The following is a 16576-nucleotide window of genomic DNA, read 5'->3' on the forward strand; positions in this document are numbered from 1 at the left end:
GACGCGGAGTGCGCCCGTCCGGGGCGGCCACGCACAGGACCTCGCACGCGGCCGGCGTCCGCGTCTACGGCACGGCCGACTGATCCACGACGGCGGTTGAGGCGCTGTCGGCCCCGAGGACACCCGGTCCGAGGCCACCCTGCTCACGGGTGTCGCTGTCCAGTCCGCCGGGACCGACGCCGTCACCGGCGTCGACGTCGGGACCGTCCCCGCCCTGCCGCCCTCCCTGACCCCGACTCCGACTGCGGGCTCGCTCGACCAACTGCCGCACCATGGCGACAAGTTCGGCCGGCTCGAAGGGCTTGGCGAGGAAGGCGTCGACGCCGACGTCGAGTCCGGCCTCGACCTCGTATTGCGTACAAGCACTGACGATGGCGAGGGGCACGTCCCGAGTGCGCGGATCGGCCCGCAGCCGACTGGCGGTCCTGAGCCCGTCCAGCCGCGGCATGGCCACGTCGAGGGTCACTGCATCGGGCCGCACCTGATGAACGACATCAAGACACTCGGCACCGTCGGCCGCGGTCACGACCTCCAGCCCCTCCAGCTCGAGGTTGACCCTGATCAGCTGCCGGATGACCTTGTTGTCGTCCACAACAAGCACCCGGCCCCACGCGCCTGGCACAACTCGAGAGTAGGTCGCCGTCGGCCATCGCGTCCGGGTTTTCCCCACTTCCACCCCGCACGAGCGACCCGCACCACCGCCCCCGACAGCGGAAACCCGTTCATGACCACCCCGAGGGAGCTGGTAGTGTTCTACCCGTCGCCGCGAGCAACGCGACCGACACGCCCCCGTAGCTCAGGGGATAGAGCAACGGCCTCCGGAGCCGTGTGCGCAGGTTCGAATCCTGCCGGGGGCACTTCGCATGAGGTGCCCAAAGACCCCGCCATCAGCGCTTTCGCTGAGACGGGGTCTTCGCGTATGTGCAGGCGTGTGCCGCTCGGGGCGGCTGTATGTCGGGGGCTGTGGACTATGCGTGGACTGGCCGCAGGCCAGGAATCCGCAGGTCAGACCCGGAAAACGCCGAGGCCCCCGGACCGTAGTCCAGGGGCCATCATGCCGTAGGTGCGTGTGTCAGAGGTGTGCCGGGATCAGGTCCCGTCGCCGGGCTCGCCTTCCTGGCCGTCGTCCTCACCGAGAAGCTCGGCGATCCGGCGGTTGGCGATGTCCTGGCGGCCGTCGAGGCACTTCGCGTACCGGCTCAGCAGCACTTCGACGCTGTTGCCCGCGCGCTCCGCAACCTCGGTGGGATCGACGCCAGCGTTGAGCCAGGAGGAGAGCGCTGCGTGCCTCAGGTCGTAGGGCCGAGCGGCCAGCGGCGAGGCCACCTGTTCCGGCGTGAGCGCCAGGTGCCGAGCCTCGTCCCAGACGCGCCAGTACGTAGTGGAGGCGACCACTCCCCCACGTTCGTTGGCGAACAGGCGCCCATCCGTGGCAGTGCCGAACTCCTCGATGTGGGCAAGGAGCATGCGGACGAGACGAGGCGGGATCGGGACGATGCGGGTTTCGTTCGCGGGGCGATTCTTGAGCCCGCGGTTGTCGTGAACCTCCCCGGTCCCGGTCCAGCGCTTCCCCACCGTCGGACGGGTCTTCTCCAGGATCAGCGAACCCCACCCGGTCTCCGGCAGCGTGCAGTCCGGACGACGCAGCGCCACAGCTTCCGCCGGCCGAAGCCCACCGAAGTACATGCAGGCGAAGAGCGCGACCAGGCGCCGCCCACGGGCTCTGCGGTAGCCGCCGACATAAGAGACGGCGGCCAGGAGCTCGCGTGCCTGCCGAGGGTTCACCACGACCCGGCGGTCGACTTCCTTGGTCACCATCGGCGGCTTCCACTTCACGAGCGTGACCGGGTTCTCCGGGAGCTCCCCCAGTTCGACCGCGTAGGCAAGGGCGTTGAAGAGGACCGCGCGCTTGCGCCGTACCGTCTCTGCGGCCGCTGGAGCGCCCGACAGCTTGAGCTTGAGCGAGTCGAGGACGCGGCGGATGTCTGCCGGATTCTTAAGCATCGCCAACGGCAGCGAGGCCTTGGCCACCCAGCGAAGGGCATTCGCGATGTCAACCGGCGGAGTTTCGTCGTCCGAGGCTTCGACGACGAAGGCCCAGCCCCGCAGCGCACGGCGCAAGACGTCGTCAGCAGGCCGCCCAGGCCGATCACCCAGCAGCTGAGTCGTGACGAGCGTCATCGTCTCGTTCAAGCTGTCGCGGGAGTTCGGAGCCGCGTGCGGCCACTTCATGGCGACGTACGCCCGTGCGAAGTCGTACCAGGTACGGGACGCTTTGACGGGTGCCATCGAGTCCGGCAGACCAGTGTCCGTGTCGAAGGCCTCGCCCTTCTGCGCAGCCCGAAGAAGCTTGGCGCGGAAGTTGTCGGCGAGTGCCTTGGTCCGGAAAGTCTCGGAGAACGGCGGGGCGTCGGCAACCTTCCATCGCACGTCATAGGACGGCGTCTTGTAGGGCCGCTTGCGGATGCCCCACACCCTCACGTCATGCGACTTCACGCCGCCTCCGCGAGCCCGTGGAGCCAGGCGTCGAAGTCACTGCGCCAAACGCGGAGCTCACCATTCGGCAGCTTGATCGCTTCCGGAGCCTGCCCTAGCTCGCGCCAACGGTAGAAGGTTCGGCGGGACACTCCGCCCAGCTCGGCGAGGATCTGCGGGACAGTCATCAGTTCGTCCCGTCGGCGGTCCATGTCGGTTCTCCTTCCGTTCCGGGGGCGGGTTCGAGAGATGCGGCCAGCCAGGCTTCGGTGTCCGAGAGGCCGGTACCGGCGAAGACCCAGTGCGCGAGGACGTACGTCGTCTCAGGCTCGGCGCCGCTGGGTGCTGCGGCTTGGGCACGGCGCCACTCGGCGCGGGCGTCGCGGAGGGCGCCGAGGGTGGTGGAGTAGCGGCGGGACTTGGTGGAGAAGTGGCCGCGGAAGCCGAGCATGTGAGCCCAGGCGCGCAGGCGGAGGTCTTCGAGGTCCTTGCGTGCGCCGAGGAACCAGGCGGTGCGGATCAGGCGGCGGGCGTGGTCGCTGATGTCGAGCTGGGCGAGTTCGGCGGCGAACTTGAGCGGGCGGTCGAGAGCTCCTGTCGCCGTCTCGGCGCCTTTGGTGGCGTACTTGGCGATGTAGGCGGCGACAGCCCGTTCGGTCAGCTCCTGGCCGCCGTCGAAGTCGGCCGAGCGGATGGTGCGTACGTCGAGCTGGCGACCGAAGGTGAAGGTGTGGGCGCGGCCGTCGATGGTCGGGCCGTCCACGCGGACCTTGGCGGTGGCAGCACGGATGGCGTCCGTGAGCAGCTCGGCGGTTGCCCAAGTAGGGGGTGGAGTGTCGCCGCCGCTGGGGCCGTCGATGCGAATGACCGCGTGGAAGTGGACCGCGCCGCGCTTCTGGTACTCCGCGACCTTGGCGAAGGACACGCGGGCATGCTCGCGGAAGCGGCGCTGGGAGAGGCCGGCGCGCTTGGCGACCTCTCGGCGCAGGTAGGTCGAGAAGCGCCGCCAGAGAGGACCGGCGTGGGCGTTCCAGAGCACGGCGGCTTCGTAGTCGTAGGTGTCTGGGTCGAGCGGGGAGCCGAGTACCTCGTCGTCCTGGTCGTGGTGGATGCCGCAGCGGCAGGGGCGCCCGCTGGAGGGACGGTTGTGGACCGGGCCGAAGCTCGGCGCGGTGAAGGTGGCGAACACGCGCGGGTGGACGGCGACGTGTTCGGGGATGCCCTTGCCGCCACGCAGACCGGAGGTGATCAGGTGGAAGGTGTCGCGGCGGTAGACCTCGGCACAGGCGGCGCAGCGGGTCGTGCGGCGGTTGTTGCAGCGGACGAGGAGCTGACCGGCCGGAAGGCTGGTCGATTCGAGGCGGTGGAGGACGTTGCCGATCTCGCCGGTGCGGGTGTCGACGTCGTACTCGGTGCGGTGGCCGTCGAGGCGGATCGGGTTCGTGCAGCCGCCGAGCCCGGAGAGCTGGCGGAGGATACCCGGCAGCGTGCCCTGCGCGGCCAGGTTCGCGAGTTCCGGAAGTGGTGCCGGAGTGGTGCGGGTGAAGATGGCGTTTCCCCTTCTGACTGGCTCGGTCGGGAGGAACAGGCCCCGGGGCGGCGAAATGCTTGGTCGTGTGCCGCCGCCCCGGAGGCCAGCGCGGTTCAGCGGCGGTGGTCGCGGAGCATGGAGCGCAGGACGACGGCGGCCACGGCAACGGAGATGGCCGTGACGGCTACGGCGGCCAGGAGCGCGGTGAGGACGACTCCACCGACGACCAGGGCCGCGACGGTCTTCTGATCGATGGACACCGACGGGAGCGAGCGCCGTGCGGGTGTCGGCTCGGTCGGGGTGTGGGTGTGAGCGGGCGGCGGGGTCAGGCTGTCGGGGTACTTCGGGAGGAACACGGGTCAGGTCTCCTTATCTACTCGTCTAGTCGTGTGAGCCGTTTATGACGGTCACGCCTGAGCGCGTACCGGACTCGATGGCGGGTGCGAGGAAGGTTCGGGAGAGCCAGAAGCCGAAGAGGGCGATCAGGACGACGATCCAGACGCGGACGCCGAGGAACCTGACTGCTCCCCAGGCGAAGAAGCCGAGGACGACGACAAGCGGCAGGTTGACGGTCACGGGGTGAGAGTCCTTTCAGCGAACGGGGCAGCGGTGGGTGCGGGCGGCCAGCTCGGCGGCGGCGCGGCCGTCGTAGTCGGTGGAGAAGCCGCAGCGCGGGGCGGTGCAGGCGGCGGTGTGCTTCTCCTGGCCCCGGCCGTCGTAGTACGTGCCGACCTGGACAGGGCCGATGCGGACGACGTCGCGGAAGCGGCGGTTGGCGGTCACGCAGGTCTCCTTTCAGAGGTGGGTGGCGATGGCTTCGGCCATGGGTGCGGGGACGCCGAGGCGGGCGCGAAGGGTCGGGGTGTCGATGGGTGCTCCGGTGCGGGTGTGGTGTTCGGCGGCGACCTTGCGGGCGTGTGCGACGAGGGCGGCCGGAACGGGCGGGGCAGGACGCTCAGGCGGTTCCGGTTCGTTGACCGGACGCGGGGGCGGGGTTTGCTCGGGTGCCGGGTGGACGGGTGGCTCGGGGAGGAGTTCTAGTTCCTCCGCCTGGTCGTGGACCTCGTCGTCGTCCGTGTCGGGTTCTGCGGCGTGGTCGATCGTCTTCGGTGCCGAGTGCGCGAGCAGGGTGCCGCCGAGGAAGGCGACCGCAGGCCAGCCCGCCACGAGGATGCGCAGCCAGGCCGGGACGTGGTTCATGTCGAGCAGGCCGGCGGTGGCGACGTTGGCTCCGAGTGAGGCCGTGAGCGCGATGACGAACCAGCACCACCCGGCCGCTTTCGTTTCCCCTGACCGCAGTCGACGCCAGGCGGCGACGAGCAACAGGTCGACGCTGATCGGGTAGGCCCAGGCTTTCCATCCGTCCTGCCCGGCCGCCGAGGCGATGTCGTGCAGGTGGGCGAAGGACAGTGCGGCAGCGATGACGGCTTGGATGAGCACCGCGTCCACGCGGGCCAGTTGGGCGCGCATGATGCGGCTCCTTCCGGATTCAGGCATGCGAGGGGTAGGGACTTGGCGCGAGAGGGTCACGCCGACCGGGGTTGGTGGAGGAGGTCAGCCGATTGCCGGGCGCGGTTCGACGACCGGGGCCGCGGACTCAACCGGCCTTACCGTCACCTCGGGCTGGAAGGGCTTGAGCACGGGCAGGTCCGGCACCACGTGCGCGTACTCGCGGCAGGTCTCGGCGGCGTCACCGAGGGACAGGTACGGCGTCCGGATGCGCGACCAGCCGCCCGAGGTGTCACCTGCCACGGCGAGGCCGGGCCGTTCGGGGGCGATGGCACAGGCGGCCATGACCGCTTCGGGTGCGATGTCGCCGAGCGCCATCTTCGCGGAGGCTTCGTCGTTCACACGGTGGCAGACGCGGCCGGTCAACTGGGCCCGCAGCATAGTGGCACCCTTGCCCAACTCAGCACCGAAGCGCTGCCCGCAGACCTCCAAGTAGATGCCGGCCGCGCGGCCAAGTTGGGCGAGCCGGATGAGCTGGGTGACCATCTCGTCCCGGCGTTCCTCGTCCTTCCTGGTGGCGACGAGGAAGAGCTCGGCCACCTCGTCCACGAACAGCACGAGGGGGACGGGACGTCCGGACTCGGGCAGTCCCCAGATGTCGGAGGTGATCTCTTCGGCCGGGGTCTCCGGGGCGATGCCTTGCCGGGCCTTGATCAGGTCGTATCGGTCCTCCATTTCCTTCACGAGCACGGGCAGCAGCTCGGCTGCCTGCTCCGGTTCGGTCGCCAGCGCCGAGAGGCGGGCCGCGAACGGCGCCAGCTCCACACCGCGCTTGCAGTCGATCCCGACCAGGGCGACCGGCTGAGGGGCGAGTCCGGCGATCAGGTGCCGCAGATACATGGACTTACCCGACAGCGTGGCGCCGAGGGTGAGTTGGTGGGGCACGGTCCGGTAGTCGCGTATGAACGGCATGGCGTCCTCCCGCAGGGCCACCGGCACCTGAAGGAACCCGGCGTCCACCTTGCGCGGCATCCGCACTCGCCGCAGCACGTCGAAGCCGACCAGCCGCAGCTCAACCACACCCGGCTTGACCGTCGTCACGTACACGGCGTGAACGCCCCAGGCATGCCGCAGCCGTTCCGCCGAGGCGGCGACGTCGGCCGGTTCCTGCCCCGGAGCGAGCCGGAGACGGAGCCGCAGCCCGGTCGAGGTGGGCCGGATGATGCCCCGACGCGGCGGTACGGACCGGACCTCACGGCGAGTGGTGGCCTTGACCGCCAGCATCCGCAGCCGGGACGGAGCCACAGTCAGGCCGCAGGCCTTCATGACCGAGCCGTACGAGCTGAGGAGCCGAGCCGTGGATATCGGCAGGCCGACCGTGGACCAGTACACCCCGGGATGCTTGGCCCGGGCGTAGGCGGCCCCGCCGCCGAGTGCGGCAACAGGACCACCCACCTCCAGGAGCGTCGTCAGATCGGTCATCAGGCAGCGGCCCCGGTGGCGGCCGGGAACGCGGCCGGAGTCACGGCGGCGGCGCGGAACGCGATGCCGTGCCGCTGCTGCCCGTTGAAGACACTCTCCCACGGCCGGGCCACCAGACCCGGCAGCGAGACCGGAGCCCCGAGCGTCAGCCCCTCGGACACTCCGCTCTCCGGAACGGTGACCTTGATCAGCGACGACTCGCCGTCCTCCAGGTAGACGACGCCGATCGTCATCAGCGCCTCCCCGCTGGTGGCGTCCTTGGCGATCTCGCCCGTCTGCCGGTCACGGACCTTGGGCTCAGGGGCCTCGGTCAGCAGGATCGTTGCGGCCGAGGTCTCTACACGGATGGTGCGCAAGACTTCTTCCCATCTACTCGTCTATACAAGATGCAGGGTTCGTACCCGATCTCCCGGGAACGGCAACCACCTTGCCACATAACTTGCCCACTCGTCTATACGAGTAAGCGTGTTGGGGCGTACGAGTTCGGAGAAAGCGCCCCCGCGCACCACCACCGATCAGGCGCTCACGTCGCCGGGAGCTGGTACGACAGCACGTACGCGTCCGCCGCCATGACCGTGTCACAGACCTCCACGGCCCGCCCCTCCTGGTCGAACGCGGTCCGGATCAGGTGAATGACCGGCACACCGGAGGCCAGCCGCAGCGTCCGGACCTCATCGGGCGAGGGCATCCGGGCACGAATCTCTTCCTCGAAGTGGTCGAGGCGGTGGCCCAGCTCCTCAAGCCGGGCGTAGATGCCACCAGGCCCGGGGTTCGGCTCGGCGATCGGCGTACCGCGCGCGATGTCGAGCGGCAGATACGAGGTGGCGAACTCCACCGGCCGCCCGTCCAGCAGATACCGGCGACGCCGAGCCAGCACCCGCCGTACGGACCCGAGCCGGGTGGAGACGTCCTGACTGGCCTTCTCCTCCTTGACCTCCAGGCTGTCCACCTGCGGGTGACTGCCGGCGGCGTCGGCCTCCACGATGAACGCGGACTTCCCCTGCTCACGATGGCGCCGGGCGAACCGGTCGGAGGCGAGCCGCCTGACAGGCGGGCGTGGTCGCACGAAGACGCCCTTGCCGTGCTCGGCGTGCACCAGGCCCTCGCCCTGGAGGACGGAGAAGGAGTTTCGAACGGTCATACGGGAAACCCCGTAATGCTCGACAAGTTCGGCCTCGGAGGGCAGCTTTTCGCCCTCCTTGAATCGCCCACGGTCGATGGCCTCGCGCAGCTGGTCGGCGATCTGCCGAAAGACCGCACGATCGCTCGTGGGGTCGAGGTCGCCGAGAAGGCCGGAGGAAAGAGAAGGCACGTGTACTCCTTTAGGTATCTAGACGAGTGGGCGAGCTTTGTTGCTACGGTGGAGAGCCTAGCCATCCGAGAGGGCAGAGGAACGTGAGCACCGACCGTCCGCACTCCGTGAGCGTCGCCGGAGTCATCGTCGACGACCAGGACCGCGCCCTCCTGATCAAGCGCCGCGACAACGGCCACTGGGAACCCCCGGGCGGCATCCTCGAACGCGAGGAAACCATCCCCGAGGCCCTCCAGCGCGAAGTTCTCGAAGAAACCGGCATCAAGATCGCACTTCCCGCGACCCTGACCGGCATCTACAAGAACATGAAGGGCTTGATCGTCTCCATGGTCTTCCGCTGTGAGACCGCCGACGGCACGCCCACCACCGGAGACGAGACCCGCGCACTGCGCTGGGCCACCCGCGAAGAAGTCATCGAACTCGCCGACGAGGCATACGCGATCCGCGTCCTGGACGCATTGGACGCTGTAGCCCCGCCGGCCATCCGCGCCCACGACGGCGTGAAACTCGTCTAGCCCGAACCCGCTACACATGGCGGCCTACCAGCACGAAGGAACTTGTATGCACGAGTATACGAGCACCGCCCGGGTCTGGGGACTCACTTGCCCAGGTTTTCCGGAAGAGGTCAGCCGGGCCCGCCGCTGGACGCGGGACATCCTGCGCGGATCTCCCCTGGCCGACGACGCCGAACTGATCGTGAGCGAGCTAAGCGCGAACGCAATCCTCCACACGGCCAGCGGCGCGGCATTCGGCAGCTTCCACCTGGCCCTGGCCGTCTCCCCGCAGGTGGTCGCCCTGTCGGTCACGGACGCCGGAGGCACCGGCATCTCCCCCAAGGTCGAGCACCAGGACCAGGACGCCGAACACGGCCGCGGGCTGGGCATGGTCACCGCACTTGCGCACCGGGTCGTGGTCCACAACAGCCAGGCCGGCCACACGATCACCGCGGAACTCTTCGCGGAAGCGCGACAGGGAGGGGGCGCGTAGTGACCGCGGCCCCTGACGAACGCTTAGCCGCAGCAGCAGACAGCACTTTGTACTGCTGCTGGGCAGCGGCATACCCCGCGTACGAGACCCGCTCCATCCCTCTGGGAGCGCACAACACAGCGAGCCCCCGCCTCGCACTGCGTTGGCTGCGCGAGCAGACAAGGAATGTCACCGACCAGCTCGACGCGGCGTACGCCCAGCCAGGACGCCACTGGTTGACCGACGAGCCCGAACACGAACGCGCACTCGCCTACCTGACCGAGGGCACTGCTTACCAACTCACCCTGCACGACGAGAACACCCGCTATGTACTCGTGGCCTACCCACCGGGAGTGACCTCGTGACTGAACTCCCGCGCGGCTACTGGTGCGAGTGCTGGACCGAAGACCTCGCCCAGGCGGAGCAACGAGTCCTGCACGCTTCGTTTGATGCCTACTCGGCACCGCAGGCAGACAGATGGGTAGCAGTCGCCCTGCGCACCATCTCACCAGCACTCGACCCCGACGCCTGCAACGAGGCGTGGACCTGGCTCTACGACAGCCGCATCGATACCCGACGAGCCCTCTTGCGCATGGAACCCTGCGCAGTCTCCTTGACCCACGCCGACACCCGTATCACCTGGACGATCAGGCCAGTCATCTTCCTGCCGCTAGCCCACCGCCAAGGGGTCGATCTCCCAGCCTGCGCACACGACTTCAAGCCCCACACCACCGACTGAGTTACAACTTTCTCTACTGGTTCAAGGCGGCTCGCTCCGCTCCCCGCGCGCGGCCCGGCCCCCGGCCGGGCCTGCGCTCCTGTCTCCGCCCCGCTCCAGCCCGGCCGGCGCCCGTGCCGCGCTCAAAACAATCAGCCGCCTGATGCCAGAGAAGGGGTACGTCGTGGCTGGGGCGGTCGGTTCCACGGCTTTAGGCAGCCACTTTGGCGCGAGCCTCGAAGATCATGGCCCCAACGTCGTGCTGCAACGGGCAGGTCCACAGACTGCCCGACGCGCCGGAAGCTTACGGGGCCATGATCACTCGCGCCAAAGCAGCTCCAGCCCAAAGCCGCTCCACCGCCCTCACACCACAAGGTTGAGGCATCGGGGTGCGTCCAGGTGCTGAACCACAAATTGAGCGTGTTGACTCTGCGTTGGGTCATACACGATTTCCCCATTGCTTCTAGCACGTACAACGATCGTGCCAGCGCATGACTCTCCCTTAGCCTTACCGGCCGACGGCCAAGTGAGTGAGAGGTGAGACGCAGTTCCACTGACTGCGTCACGAGAGTGACAGTGCTTACTCACTTGCGTACACGCAATATGCGCCGAAGGGACGGCATCTCGAACGCCGGCAAGTACCTCAGGCAGCGGGTTCTTATACTTGTGCCGCCCGAGAGAAAAGACAACCAATTGAGGCTGGACTTGCTCACACACACGCCTCGCAAATGCCCTGTCATCCCCGCCCTTGGCTGATCCTCCATGGTGGGGGAAAACCAGGACTGGTGCCCGCAGATCGACACCTCGACCAATAATGGCTTCGAAACCCTTATCGTCGATGTCTGCGGCAAGCAGTACAGCTGGGGCACCCGCGAGACTTACACGTAACACGGCAGACATCCGGTTACTTGACACTTCTCCCAGCTTATGGCTTCTGGCGGCCTGGCCGATCCCCGCGAGGCGCATATCAGGGTGCAGCACCTCGATACCTACGCGCTCAAAGTTGAGATCCTCGCGAGCTCCCACATTCAAGTTGCTCCGGTAGCGAGTCTTACGCTGGTCCTCGCGTAACGCGGCCTGCTCGACTAAGTCGAGATAAGTCGCCGTGTCTTGGATGGCGCTCGGGTTGCACCAGAAATTGGCGATAGCTACGTCAGGATCCGCCAACAAACGCGCGGCGCCGCCGATGTGATCCTCATCAGGGTGGGACAAAAGAAGGTGCTCAATGTGATGACACTTATTGTCCACGAGCGCATTGATGACGGGCTTACCGCGAGGTATGTCCACGATCGCACTCTTGAGCCCGTCCCGAATAACGGCACAATTTCCGTGACCAACGTCAACGATAATCACTTCAAGCGGCCTTGCAGTCCCGCCTGCAGTCGTGCCCGTGCTTACCATCCTGCGGGTACCCCCGGCCCCATCCTGAAATCGCGAAAATACAACTCGCCCGCCGTAGGAGCATAGATATTGACGTCAGCGCTGAGACGTTTACCAATGAGCTCTTTAATCGGCGTATTCAACGACTCTACGATCATCGACGCTGGAACATCGACAGTAGTACGCGGCTGCCAGGCCGTTACAACACACTCCGCGACCACCCCCTCTGGTCCATAGCGGCAGTCTTGCACCCGGACGATCACGCGGTACGGCTTCCGGGCTTCGGTGTACACGCCTCGGCACTCATCCTCAGCGAGACTCAGTGCTCGCGCGAGACGATCGGGGTCGCTGTCTGACCCTCTACTGAGGAGCATTGGAATCTCCGACCGCCAGCGGCGAATGGTCGAATTTTCGTCACTATTGGCATAGCTAGTAAGCAGTACCGCCGGAATCTTCCGCCGATTGCTTTTCGCCACCACTTCAGCACCGAAGTACGATACTGCACTTCCTCGCCCAAGACGGTGATCGCAAATTACTGCGGCCGCCTTACCCTCGATCTCGGCGAACAATTCATCCAACGATGCCGGGATGCGGGAAATAGGTACCGGCGTGAAGTCGGCCTCCTCCACTATCCATCCTGTCGTTCGCCTATTGACCTCTTCATCCTCAATGATCGCGATCGGATCGCCAGGACCGAGTGGACGATCCAGCACGTTCACTATCGTGTTCTCCTAGCATTCTGCTTTACAGATGGCATTGACTGCACGTTCACGAGAGAGTCGTGGCGCGCGGTAGTTCAATATTGAACTCCGCACCGCCAATTTCTCCGACCGGTTTAGCGAAAACCTCGCCTTTCAGGTCCCTTGTAGCGTCCCTGACGATCGTGAGCCCGAGGCCCGTTCCATCTTCGCGAGTCGTCGCACCCGGCAACCAGATGTCATCCAAGGCCAACTTTGATGTATCGATGCCCGGACCATTGTCCATGACCGTCACGAAGACTGAGTCGGCATTGAGGTCGGTCTTTATGACGATCATCCGCTGCGACGTGCCGTCGGTCTGCGGCTGAGTGAATGCATAAGTCGCGTTAGCGAGGAGATTAGCCAACATGGCTTCAATCGCAGAGACAGTCGCTTTTACAGGTGCCCCATTATCTGCCAGCTGCATCTCTACTTCGATGTTCGCGCCCTCCAGGTGCGGGCCGAAGAGCGCAACAATATCTGCAGCGACTTCGTTGACATCGACAACCCTCGCCCGACGCTTCCTCCGGTGCAACAGTCGCAACGGAATGTCCGCGTAGGTCCGAAGTGAGTCAGCAGCCCTACGCACAGTTTCGACCGGCTCCGACAACTGGTCGGTGTATTGGTCCTTGAGGAGGCGTGCCGCTCGTCGTGCGATTAGGCCAGAAGCTTGGTCAATCAAATCGACGGGCTGCTTGGTTTCGTGTGCGAAAACTGCCGTTGTAGTTCCAACAGTACTGAGGGTCCGGTACAAAAGAAGGTCATCTTCGACAGCTCTGACCTTCTCGTCGAACGCAGACCTCAGGTAGTTCGTGGCCTCCAGGACCTCCCGACGTTGCTGCGGCGGCAGCCTGTTAACCGTGTCCTGAAGCTTGCTCAGCGCGTTCTCGACCTTATCGCCCGCCTGCTGCTGCTTCTTTCCCTTTTCCCGCTCGCGGCGACGCAACAGCTCCTTGGCTGCCCAGTCCAGAACATTACGGCCGAAACGCGCCAGCTCTACAAACTCGGGTGTTTCGAGGAAACCGGTCCGGTCAGTCTTGGGAGTGAGCCGCTGCTCCTCGTCTATTACGCTGACTCGCCCTACCGCGGTGTTTGTTCCCGGACGCAACTCAGGACTGCGAACTCTGCGCAAGTTCATGTCAAGCCAGTCGTGCCCCTCGTCCCCGTAAGGGTGCACACGCAGATTCCGGTGATATAGGTGAACGCCGCCGACTGACCTCAGCCAGTTTCTAACTTCGGAGACCTTGTGCTTCGACCCTCGGATGGTGAACGCATTGGCGCTCAGGTTGTATGACCAGAGCTCGAAGTGTGCTGCTGGCGTGAAGTACGCAATTGGGGAGTCGCCTCGCTCTGACCCTGCGGAGCTCACTTCGCTGTGACCTCCGCTTGCGATTTCTTCACCTCGCCAGTCATATAGCTTGGCTGAGGCTCGCCCAGTGTCGTTCAACTCGGCGACAATGCGATATTCGGCTTCCTCAAAGAAGGACTGGTGAACGATGCTCGCAAGTTTTTGAAACTCAGGAGCATTCAAATCGACTCGAAAGTCAGCTGGCCCGGGAAAGGGTCCCGTCAGTAGGACCAGCGCACGCGCGAGACGCTCAACATCCCTTGGTTTAAATGCCGTCGACAGTTCGTCGATTTCGATCTTTGTCCCCGGCCCCGCTTCGGTCGGCGCGGTTGTGATGCTGAGCTGAACGTCTTCGACTGCTGAAACTGCGTCGAAGCTGCGCCAGTCGATATGCAGGACGTGCTGTACCCCGGGAGTCTCACGTGGGCGAGTGGTGAGCGTGACGTAACGGCCGAGTCGCAGTGCTGCTAGTCTTCCGAGGCCCTTTTCGCCAACCTTCCGGCGACCCTTCCTGGTGAGCGTGGACTCAGCTTTCGATGATTTCCCAAGAAGCAGCCAGCCCCGGATGATGTCTTCTTCCGTCATACCATCGCCGGTGTCGGTTACGACGATTCGACCACCACGGGTCTCAACGGATTCCATCTCAACGGAGCAAGTCGGAGCATCTGCATCGTACGCATTTCGCACGAGTTCAATGACTCCCAGATCTGGGTGAGGGACAAGCTCCTCCCCTAATCGACGCAAAATCTCCGGGGAGAACCTGAGGTTGGCCATCGCTGTCACGCAACATCCTCACCACGCGCCGACATGTCCCATCCCGGAAGATGGTAGCGGAGATAGTACCCTTGCCACCTTCCGTTCAACAGGGGTTGTCGAGTATAGGAGTTGGAACGTGGACAGCGTGCCAGGCAGTGTGCCGTACCTAGAGCACACAGCCCACATCGACGGGGTGCTCGACAGCCTGCAGAGCCAGGGGGAAGCCGCCCGCCCGCAGGTCGACCGGCTACTTGACGGGCACTCGGCGGCCGAGCTCAGGCGGCTCGTACCCCTCAGCTATAGGCGGCAAGTAGGGGCCTTCTTCACTCCAAGTAACCTCAGGGCCAAGGTTGCTGAGGTCCTGGCAGCCACCCCGGCTGAGTCATACCTCGACCCAACGTGCGGTGCCGGCGACCTCTTGCTGGCGGCGACGGAAGTGATGCCCATCAGTGCCACGGTTCCGGAGACCCTGGCGAACTGGGGCGAAAACCTCCATGGTTGGGATCTTCATGAGGAATTCATCCAAACCGCTCGGCGCAGGATTGCACTGTCCGCCTTGAAGCGCCATTACGAGATGTCCGGTCAGTTCGACCAATCCACCAACCTGCTAGAACACCTTAAAGGCATTCAGCAGGCTGACGCTCGCACCCAAGAAGCAAAGCCTGTGGATGCAGTGGTATTAAACCCGCCATTCACTCGGGCACCGGCGTCTAGGGGCTGCAAGTGGGCCCAGGGAAAAACTTCAAATGCGGCGATCTTCTTCCTGGACGCCCTGCAGCATGTCAGAAGAGGTGGCTATATAACTGCCATTTTGCCGGACTCTTTGCGCAGCGGATCAAATTTCAACAAGTGGCGCGCCACCGTTGAGTGCCATACGGACGTTACTCATGTCGAGCGGCTCGGGGTTTTTGACGATCATACCGACATTGACGTCTTCCTTCTTGTGGCTAAGGTTCGAACAACTGGACCTAGCCGGCAGTCCGTGCCGTGGTGGAGTAAGCCTCCGGAGGGCAGGACGGTTGGGGATCTCTTCGAGGTGCGCGTGGGAACGGTGGTCGACAATCGTGACCCTCACGAAGGTGAGAGTCGGCCATTCCTAGTGGCCCGCGACCTGCCGGCCTCAGGCCGCGCGGAGATTCCTTCCCGACGGCGACTCTTCAGTGGGCGTCTATTCGAACCTCCTTTTGTCGCAATTCGAAGGACTTCGCGTCCTACTGAAGGATCTGCTTCCCGGGCGGCAGGCGTACTCGTAACAGGAGATCAGGAGGTGGCCGTTGACAACCACCTACTAGTCGCGAAACCTCTCAAGGGTGGCGTCAAGGAGTGCAACGCACTAGTTAAAATGCTCGCTGATTCGTCCACGAATGAGTTGCTAGACGACCGGATTAGTTGCCGTCATCTAACCGTATCCGCCATCAAGCAACTTCCTTGGAGTGAGCGCGCCAGCTAGCCCCCTGGCTTAGGGTTGCCTCTTAGATGCGTTGTGACACGCATGTCCCTCACTCTTCGCTACGTCGGGCTGCCGCGGCGACTATGACAGGGCATCTCACCGCCCCAGTCATCCGATGGCCGGGATTCAGCGACCTGTGCAGTGAGGTAGGAGGCAGGAGCTGACCTGCTGCGTTCCGTCCAGAATAGCGCGGGAAGAAGCCCGGGAGGATAATGAGCATTTCAACGATCCGTTGCCTTGCACATTGGGAGGCGATCAAGGCCATGAACTCCCAGAGAGACATAGTAGTTGTCGAGTTCGGCGAGACTGAGACGCTGGACGATAGGCATCTGCTCCTCGCTCATGGTCGTCCAGAGCACGGCGACGTCGGCTGGTGGCTCTTCTGGCGTCAGGGAGGCGATGAGAAGCGTAGCCACTGTTTTCCCGGGATTCCTCCTGACGATCGCTCCCAGGCCATGCTGCACGCACGCAACTACGCACTAGAGAACCAACTGCTGTAGCGCTTCCGCCAGGTCCGCAAGCGACTGAGGCCACCTCCTGCTTCGGAGGCGCATGACGCATTCGACGAGCCTGGTTGGTACGCCTCGTGGACTATCCGTGGACGGCGACCCGTCAGCCTTAGGCGCCTAGGCTCCGGACCAGGGGTTTCTTGGGGGACGCAATGGGCCTCCGGAGCCGTGTGCGCAGGTTCGAATCCTGCCGGGGGCACCTTGCATGAGGTGCCCAAAGACCCCGTCATCAGCGCTTTCGCTGAGACGGGGTCTTCGCGTATGTGCCGCCCGGGTCACCGTCCCCGTGCCTACTGGGCTGGGCTGGTTCTGGATCCGAGCCGCTCGACAGTGGCTGATGACGGCCAACGACGATTCCCGACGCACGAGTCCATCGCCCCTGACCAGCAAAAGCCCAACTCACCGAGGTTGCCAGCAAGACCCAGGACAGGCCTTCAGCTGGCGCGTGCTTTGTCTCTCCCTC

The 16576-nt window shown here is 65.0% G+C and carries 19 protein-coding genes and 1 tRNA gene; 7 read left to right on the forward strand and 13 right to left on the reverse strand.

The genetic code is table 11. From position 1 onward, the window contains the following. Positions 1-64: 64 nt before the first annotated feature. Positions 65-622: a response regulator gene (locus CHR28_RS24995; RefSeq protein WP_256984388.1), complete on the reverse strand. Its 558-nt coding sequence runs from the start codon at positions 620-622 to the stop codon at positions 65-67. Positions 623-785: 163 nt separating this feature from the next. Between CHR28_RS24995 and CHR28_RS25000 the strand changes: the two genes are divergently transcribed. Then, positions 786-857, forward strand: a tRNA-Arg gene (locus CHR28_RS25000). Between the two features lie 232 nt (positions 858-1089). Here CHR28_RS25000 and CHR28_RS25005 read toward each other — a convergent pair. From CHR28_RS25005 to CHR28_RS25050, 10 genes are all read right to left on the reverse strand, one after another. Continuing rightward, positions 1090-2496: a tyrosine-type recombinase/integrase gene (locus tag CHR28_RS25005; RefSeq protein WP_094055932.1), complete on the reverse strand. Its 1407-nt coding sequence runs from the start codon at positions 2494-2496 to the stop codon at positions 1090-1092. Next, on the reverse strand, positions 2493-2687 hold the full coding sequence (locus CHR28_RS25010; protein WP_033314625.1) for a helix-turn-helix transcriptional regulator: 195 nt from the start codon (positions 2685-2687) through the stop codon (positions 2493-2495). The genes CHR28_RS25005 and CHR28_RS25010 overlap by 4 nt, the downstream gene beginning before the upstream one ends. Beyond that, entirely contained in the window at positions 2663-3961 is a 1299-nt protein-coding gene (locus CHR28_RS25015; RefSeq protein WP_373453387.1) for a replication initiator, read from the reverse strand. The genes CHR28_RS25010 and CHR28_RS25015 overlap by 25 nt, the downstream gene beginning before the upstream one ends. Before the next feature lie 158 nt (positions 3962-4119). Further along, positions 4120-4362 (reverse strand): SpdD protein, encoded by a 243-nt coding sequence (locus CHR28_RS25020; RefSeq protein WP_094055934.1) that lies wholly within the window; start codon positions 4360-4362, stop codon positions 4120-4122. A gap of 25 nt (positions 4363-4387) precedes the next feature. Further along, the gene (locus CHR28_RS25025; protein WP_094055935.1) at positions 4388-4582 is read right to left on the reverse strand and encodes a hypothetical protein; all 195 of its coding nucleotides are present in this window, start codon (positions 4580-4582) and stop codon (positions 4388-4390) included. A gap of 15 nt (positions 4583-4597) precedes the next feature. Continuing rightward, positions 4598-4789 (reverse strand): mobile element transfer protein, encoded by a 192-nt coding sequence (locus CHR28_RS25030; protein WP_094055936.1) that lies wholly within the window; start codon positions 4787-4789, stop codon positions 4598-4600. Positions 4790-4801: 12 nt separating this feature from the next. Then, positions 4802-5476, reverse strand: coding sequence for a DUF2637 domain-containing protein (locus CHR28_RS25035; RefSeq protein WP_094055937.1), 675 nt, complete (start codon positions 5474-5476; stop codon positions 4802-4804). An 84-nt stretch (positions 5477-5560) separates the two neighbouring features. Then, positions 5561-6937, reverse strand: a complete 1377-nt coding sequence (locus CHR28_RS25040) for an FtsK/SpoIIIE domain-containing protein (protein ID WP_094055938.1) — start codon at positions 6935-6937, stop codon at positions 5561-5563. After that, the gene (locus CHR28_RS25045; protein ID WP_094055939.1) at positions 6937-7293 is read right to left on the reverse strand and encodes an SCO3933 family regulatory protein; all 357 of its coding nucleotides are present in this window, start codon (positions 7291-7293) and stop codon (positions 6937-6939) included. Before CHR28_RS25045 ends, CHR28_RS25040 begins: the two co-directional genes overlap by 1 nt. Positions 7294-7460: 167 nt before the next feature. Continuing rightward, entirely contained in the window at positions 7461-8180 is a 720-nt protein-coding gene (locus tag CHR28_RS25050) for a GntR family transcriptional regulator (protein ID WP_233580483.1), read from the reverse strand. On the opposite strand from CHR28_RS25050, the gene CHR28_RS38510 reads away from it, so the two are divergent. From CHR28_RS38510 to CHR28_RS25070, 4 genes are all read left to right on the forward strand, one after another. Next, positions 8094-8336: a hypothetical protein gene (locus CHR28_RS38510; RefSeq protein ID WP_256984392.1), complete on the forward strand. Its 243-nt coding sequence runs from the start codon at positions 8094-8096 to the stop codon at positions 8334-8336. The two genes, CHR28_RS25050 and CHR28_RS38510, sit on opposite strands and share 87 nt — an antisense overlap. Before the next feature lie 20 nt (positions 8337-8356). After that, the gene (locus CHR28_RS25055; RefSeq protein WP_094055976.1) at positions 8357-8764 is read left to right on the forward strand and encodes an NUDIX hydrolase; all 408 of its coding nucleotides are present in this window, start codon (positions 8357-8359) and stop codon (positions 8762-8764) included. A 46-nt stretch (positions 8765-8810) separates the two neighbouring features. Further along, positions 8811-9236 carry an ATP-binding protein gene (locus tag CHR28_RS25060; protein WP_094055940.1) on the forward strand — a complete coding sequence of 142 codons (426 nt, stop codon included), beginning with the start codon at positions 8811-8813 and terminating at the stop codon, positions 9234-9236. A 340-nt stretch (positions 9237-9576) separates the two neighbouring features. Further along, positions 9577-9954 (forward strand): hypothetical protein, encoded by a 378-nt coding sequence (locus CHR28_RS25070; protein ID WP_094055942.1) that lies wholly within the window; start codon positions 9577-9579, stop codon positions 9952-9954. Between the two features lie 1373 nt (positions 9955-11327). Here CHR28_RS25070 and CHR28_RS37530 read toward each other — a convergent pair. Both CHR28_RS37530 and CHR28_RS25075 read right to left on the reverse strand, forming a co-directional pair. Then, complete coding sequence (locus CHR28_RS37530) at positions 11328-12032, reverse strand: hypothetical protein (protein ID WP_143655886.1); 705 nt, start codon at positions 12030-12032, stop codon at positions 11328-11330. A 49-nt stretch (positions 12033-12081) separates the two neighbouring features. Then, positions 12082-14172, reverse strand: coding sequence for a sensor histidine kinase (locus CHR28_RS25075; protein WP_094055943.1), 2091 nt, complete (start codon positions 14170-14172; stop codon positions 12082-12084). Between the two features lie 118 nt (positions 14173-14290). Here CHR28_RS25075 and CHR28_RS25080 point away from each other — a divergent pair, with 118 nt between their 5' ends. Beyond that, entirely contained in the window at positions 14291-15604 is a 1314-nt protein-coding gene (locus CHR28_RS25080) for an N-6 DNA methylase (RefSeq protein WP_179272553.1), read from the forward strand. A gap of 212 nt (positions 15605-15816) precedes the next feature. Beyond that, positions 15817-16104: a hypothetical protein gene (locus CHR28_RS37535; RefSeq protein ID WP_143655890.1), complete on the forward strand. Its 288-nt coding sequence runs from the start codon at positions 15817-15819 to the stop codon at positions 16102-16104. The last annotated feature ends 472 nt before the right edge of the window (positions 16105-16576 follow it).

Origin of the sequence: Streptomyces sp. XY006 (assembly GCF_002237655.1) — a bacterium.
In the GTDB taxonomy this organism is placed as follows: Bacteria; Actinomycetota; Actinomycetes; order Streptomycetales; family Streptomycetaceae; genus Streptomyces; species Streptomyces levis.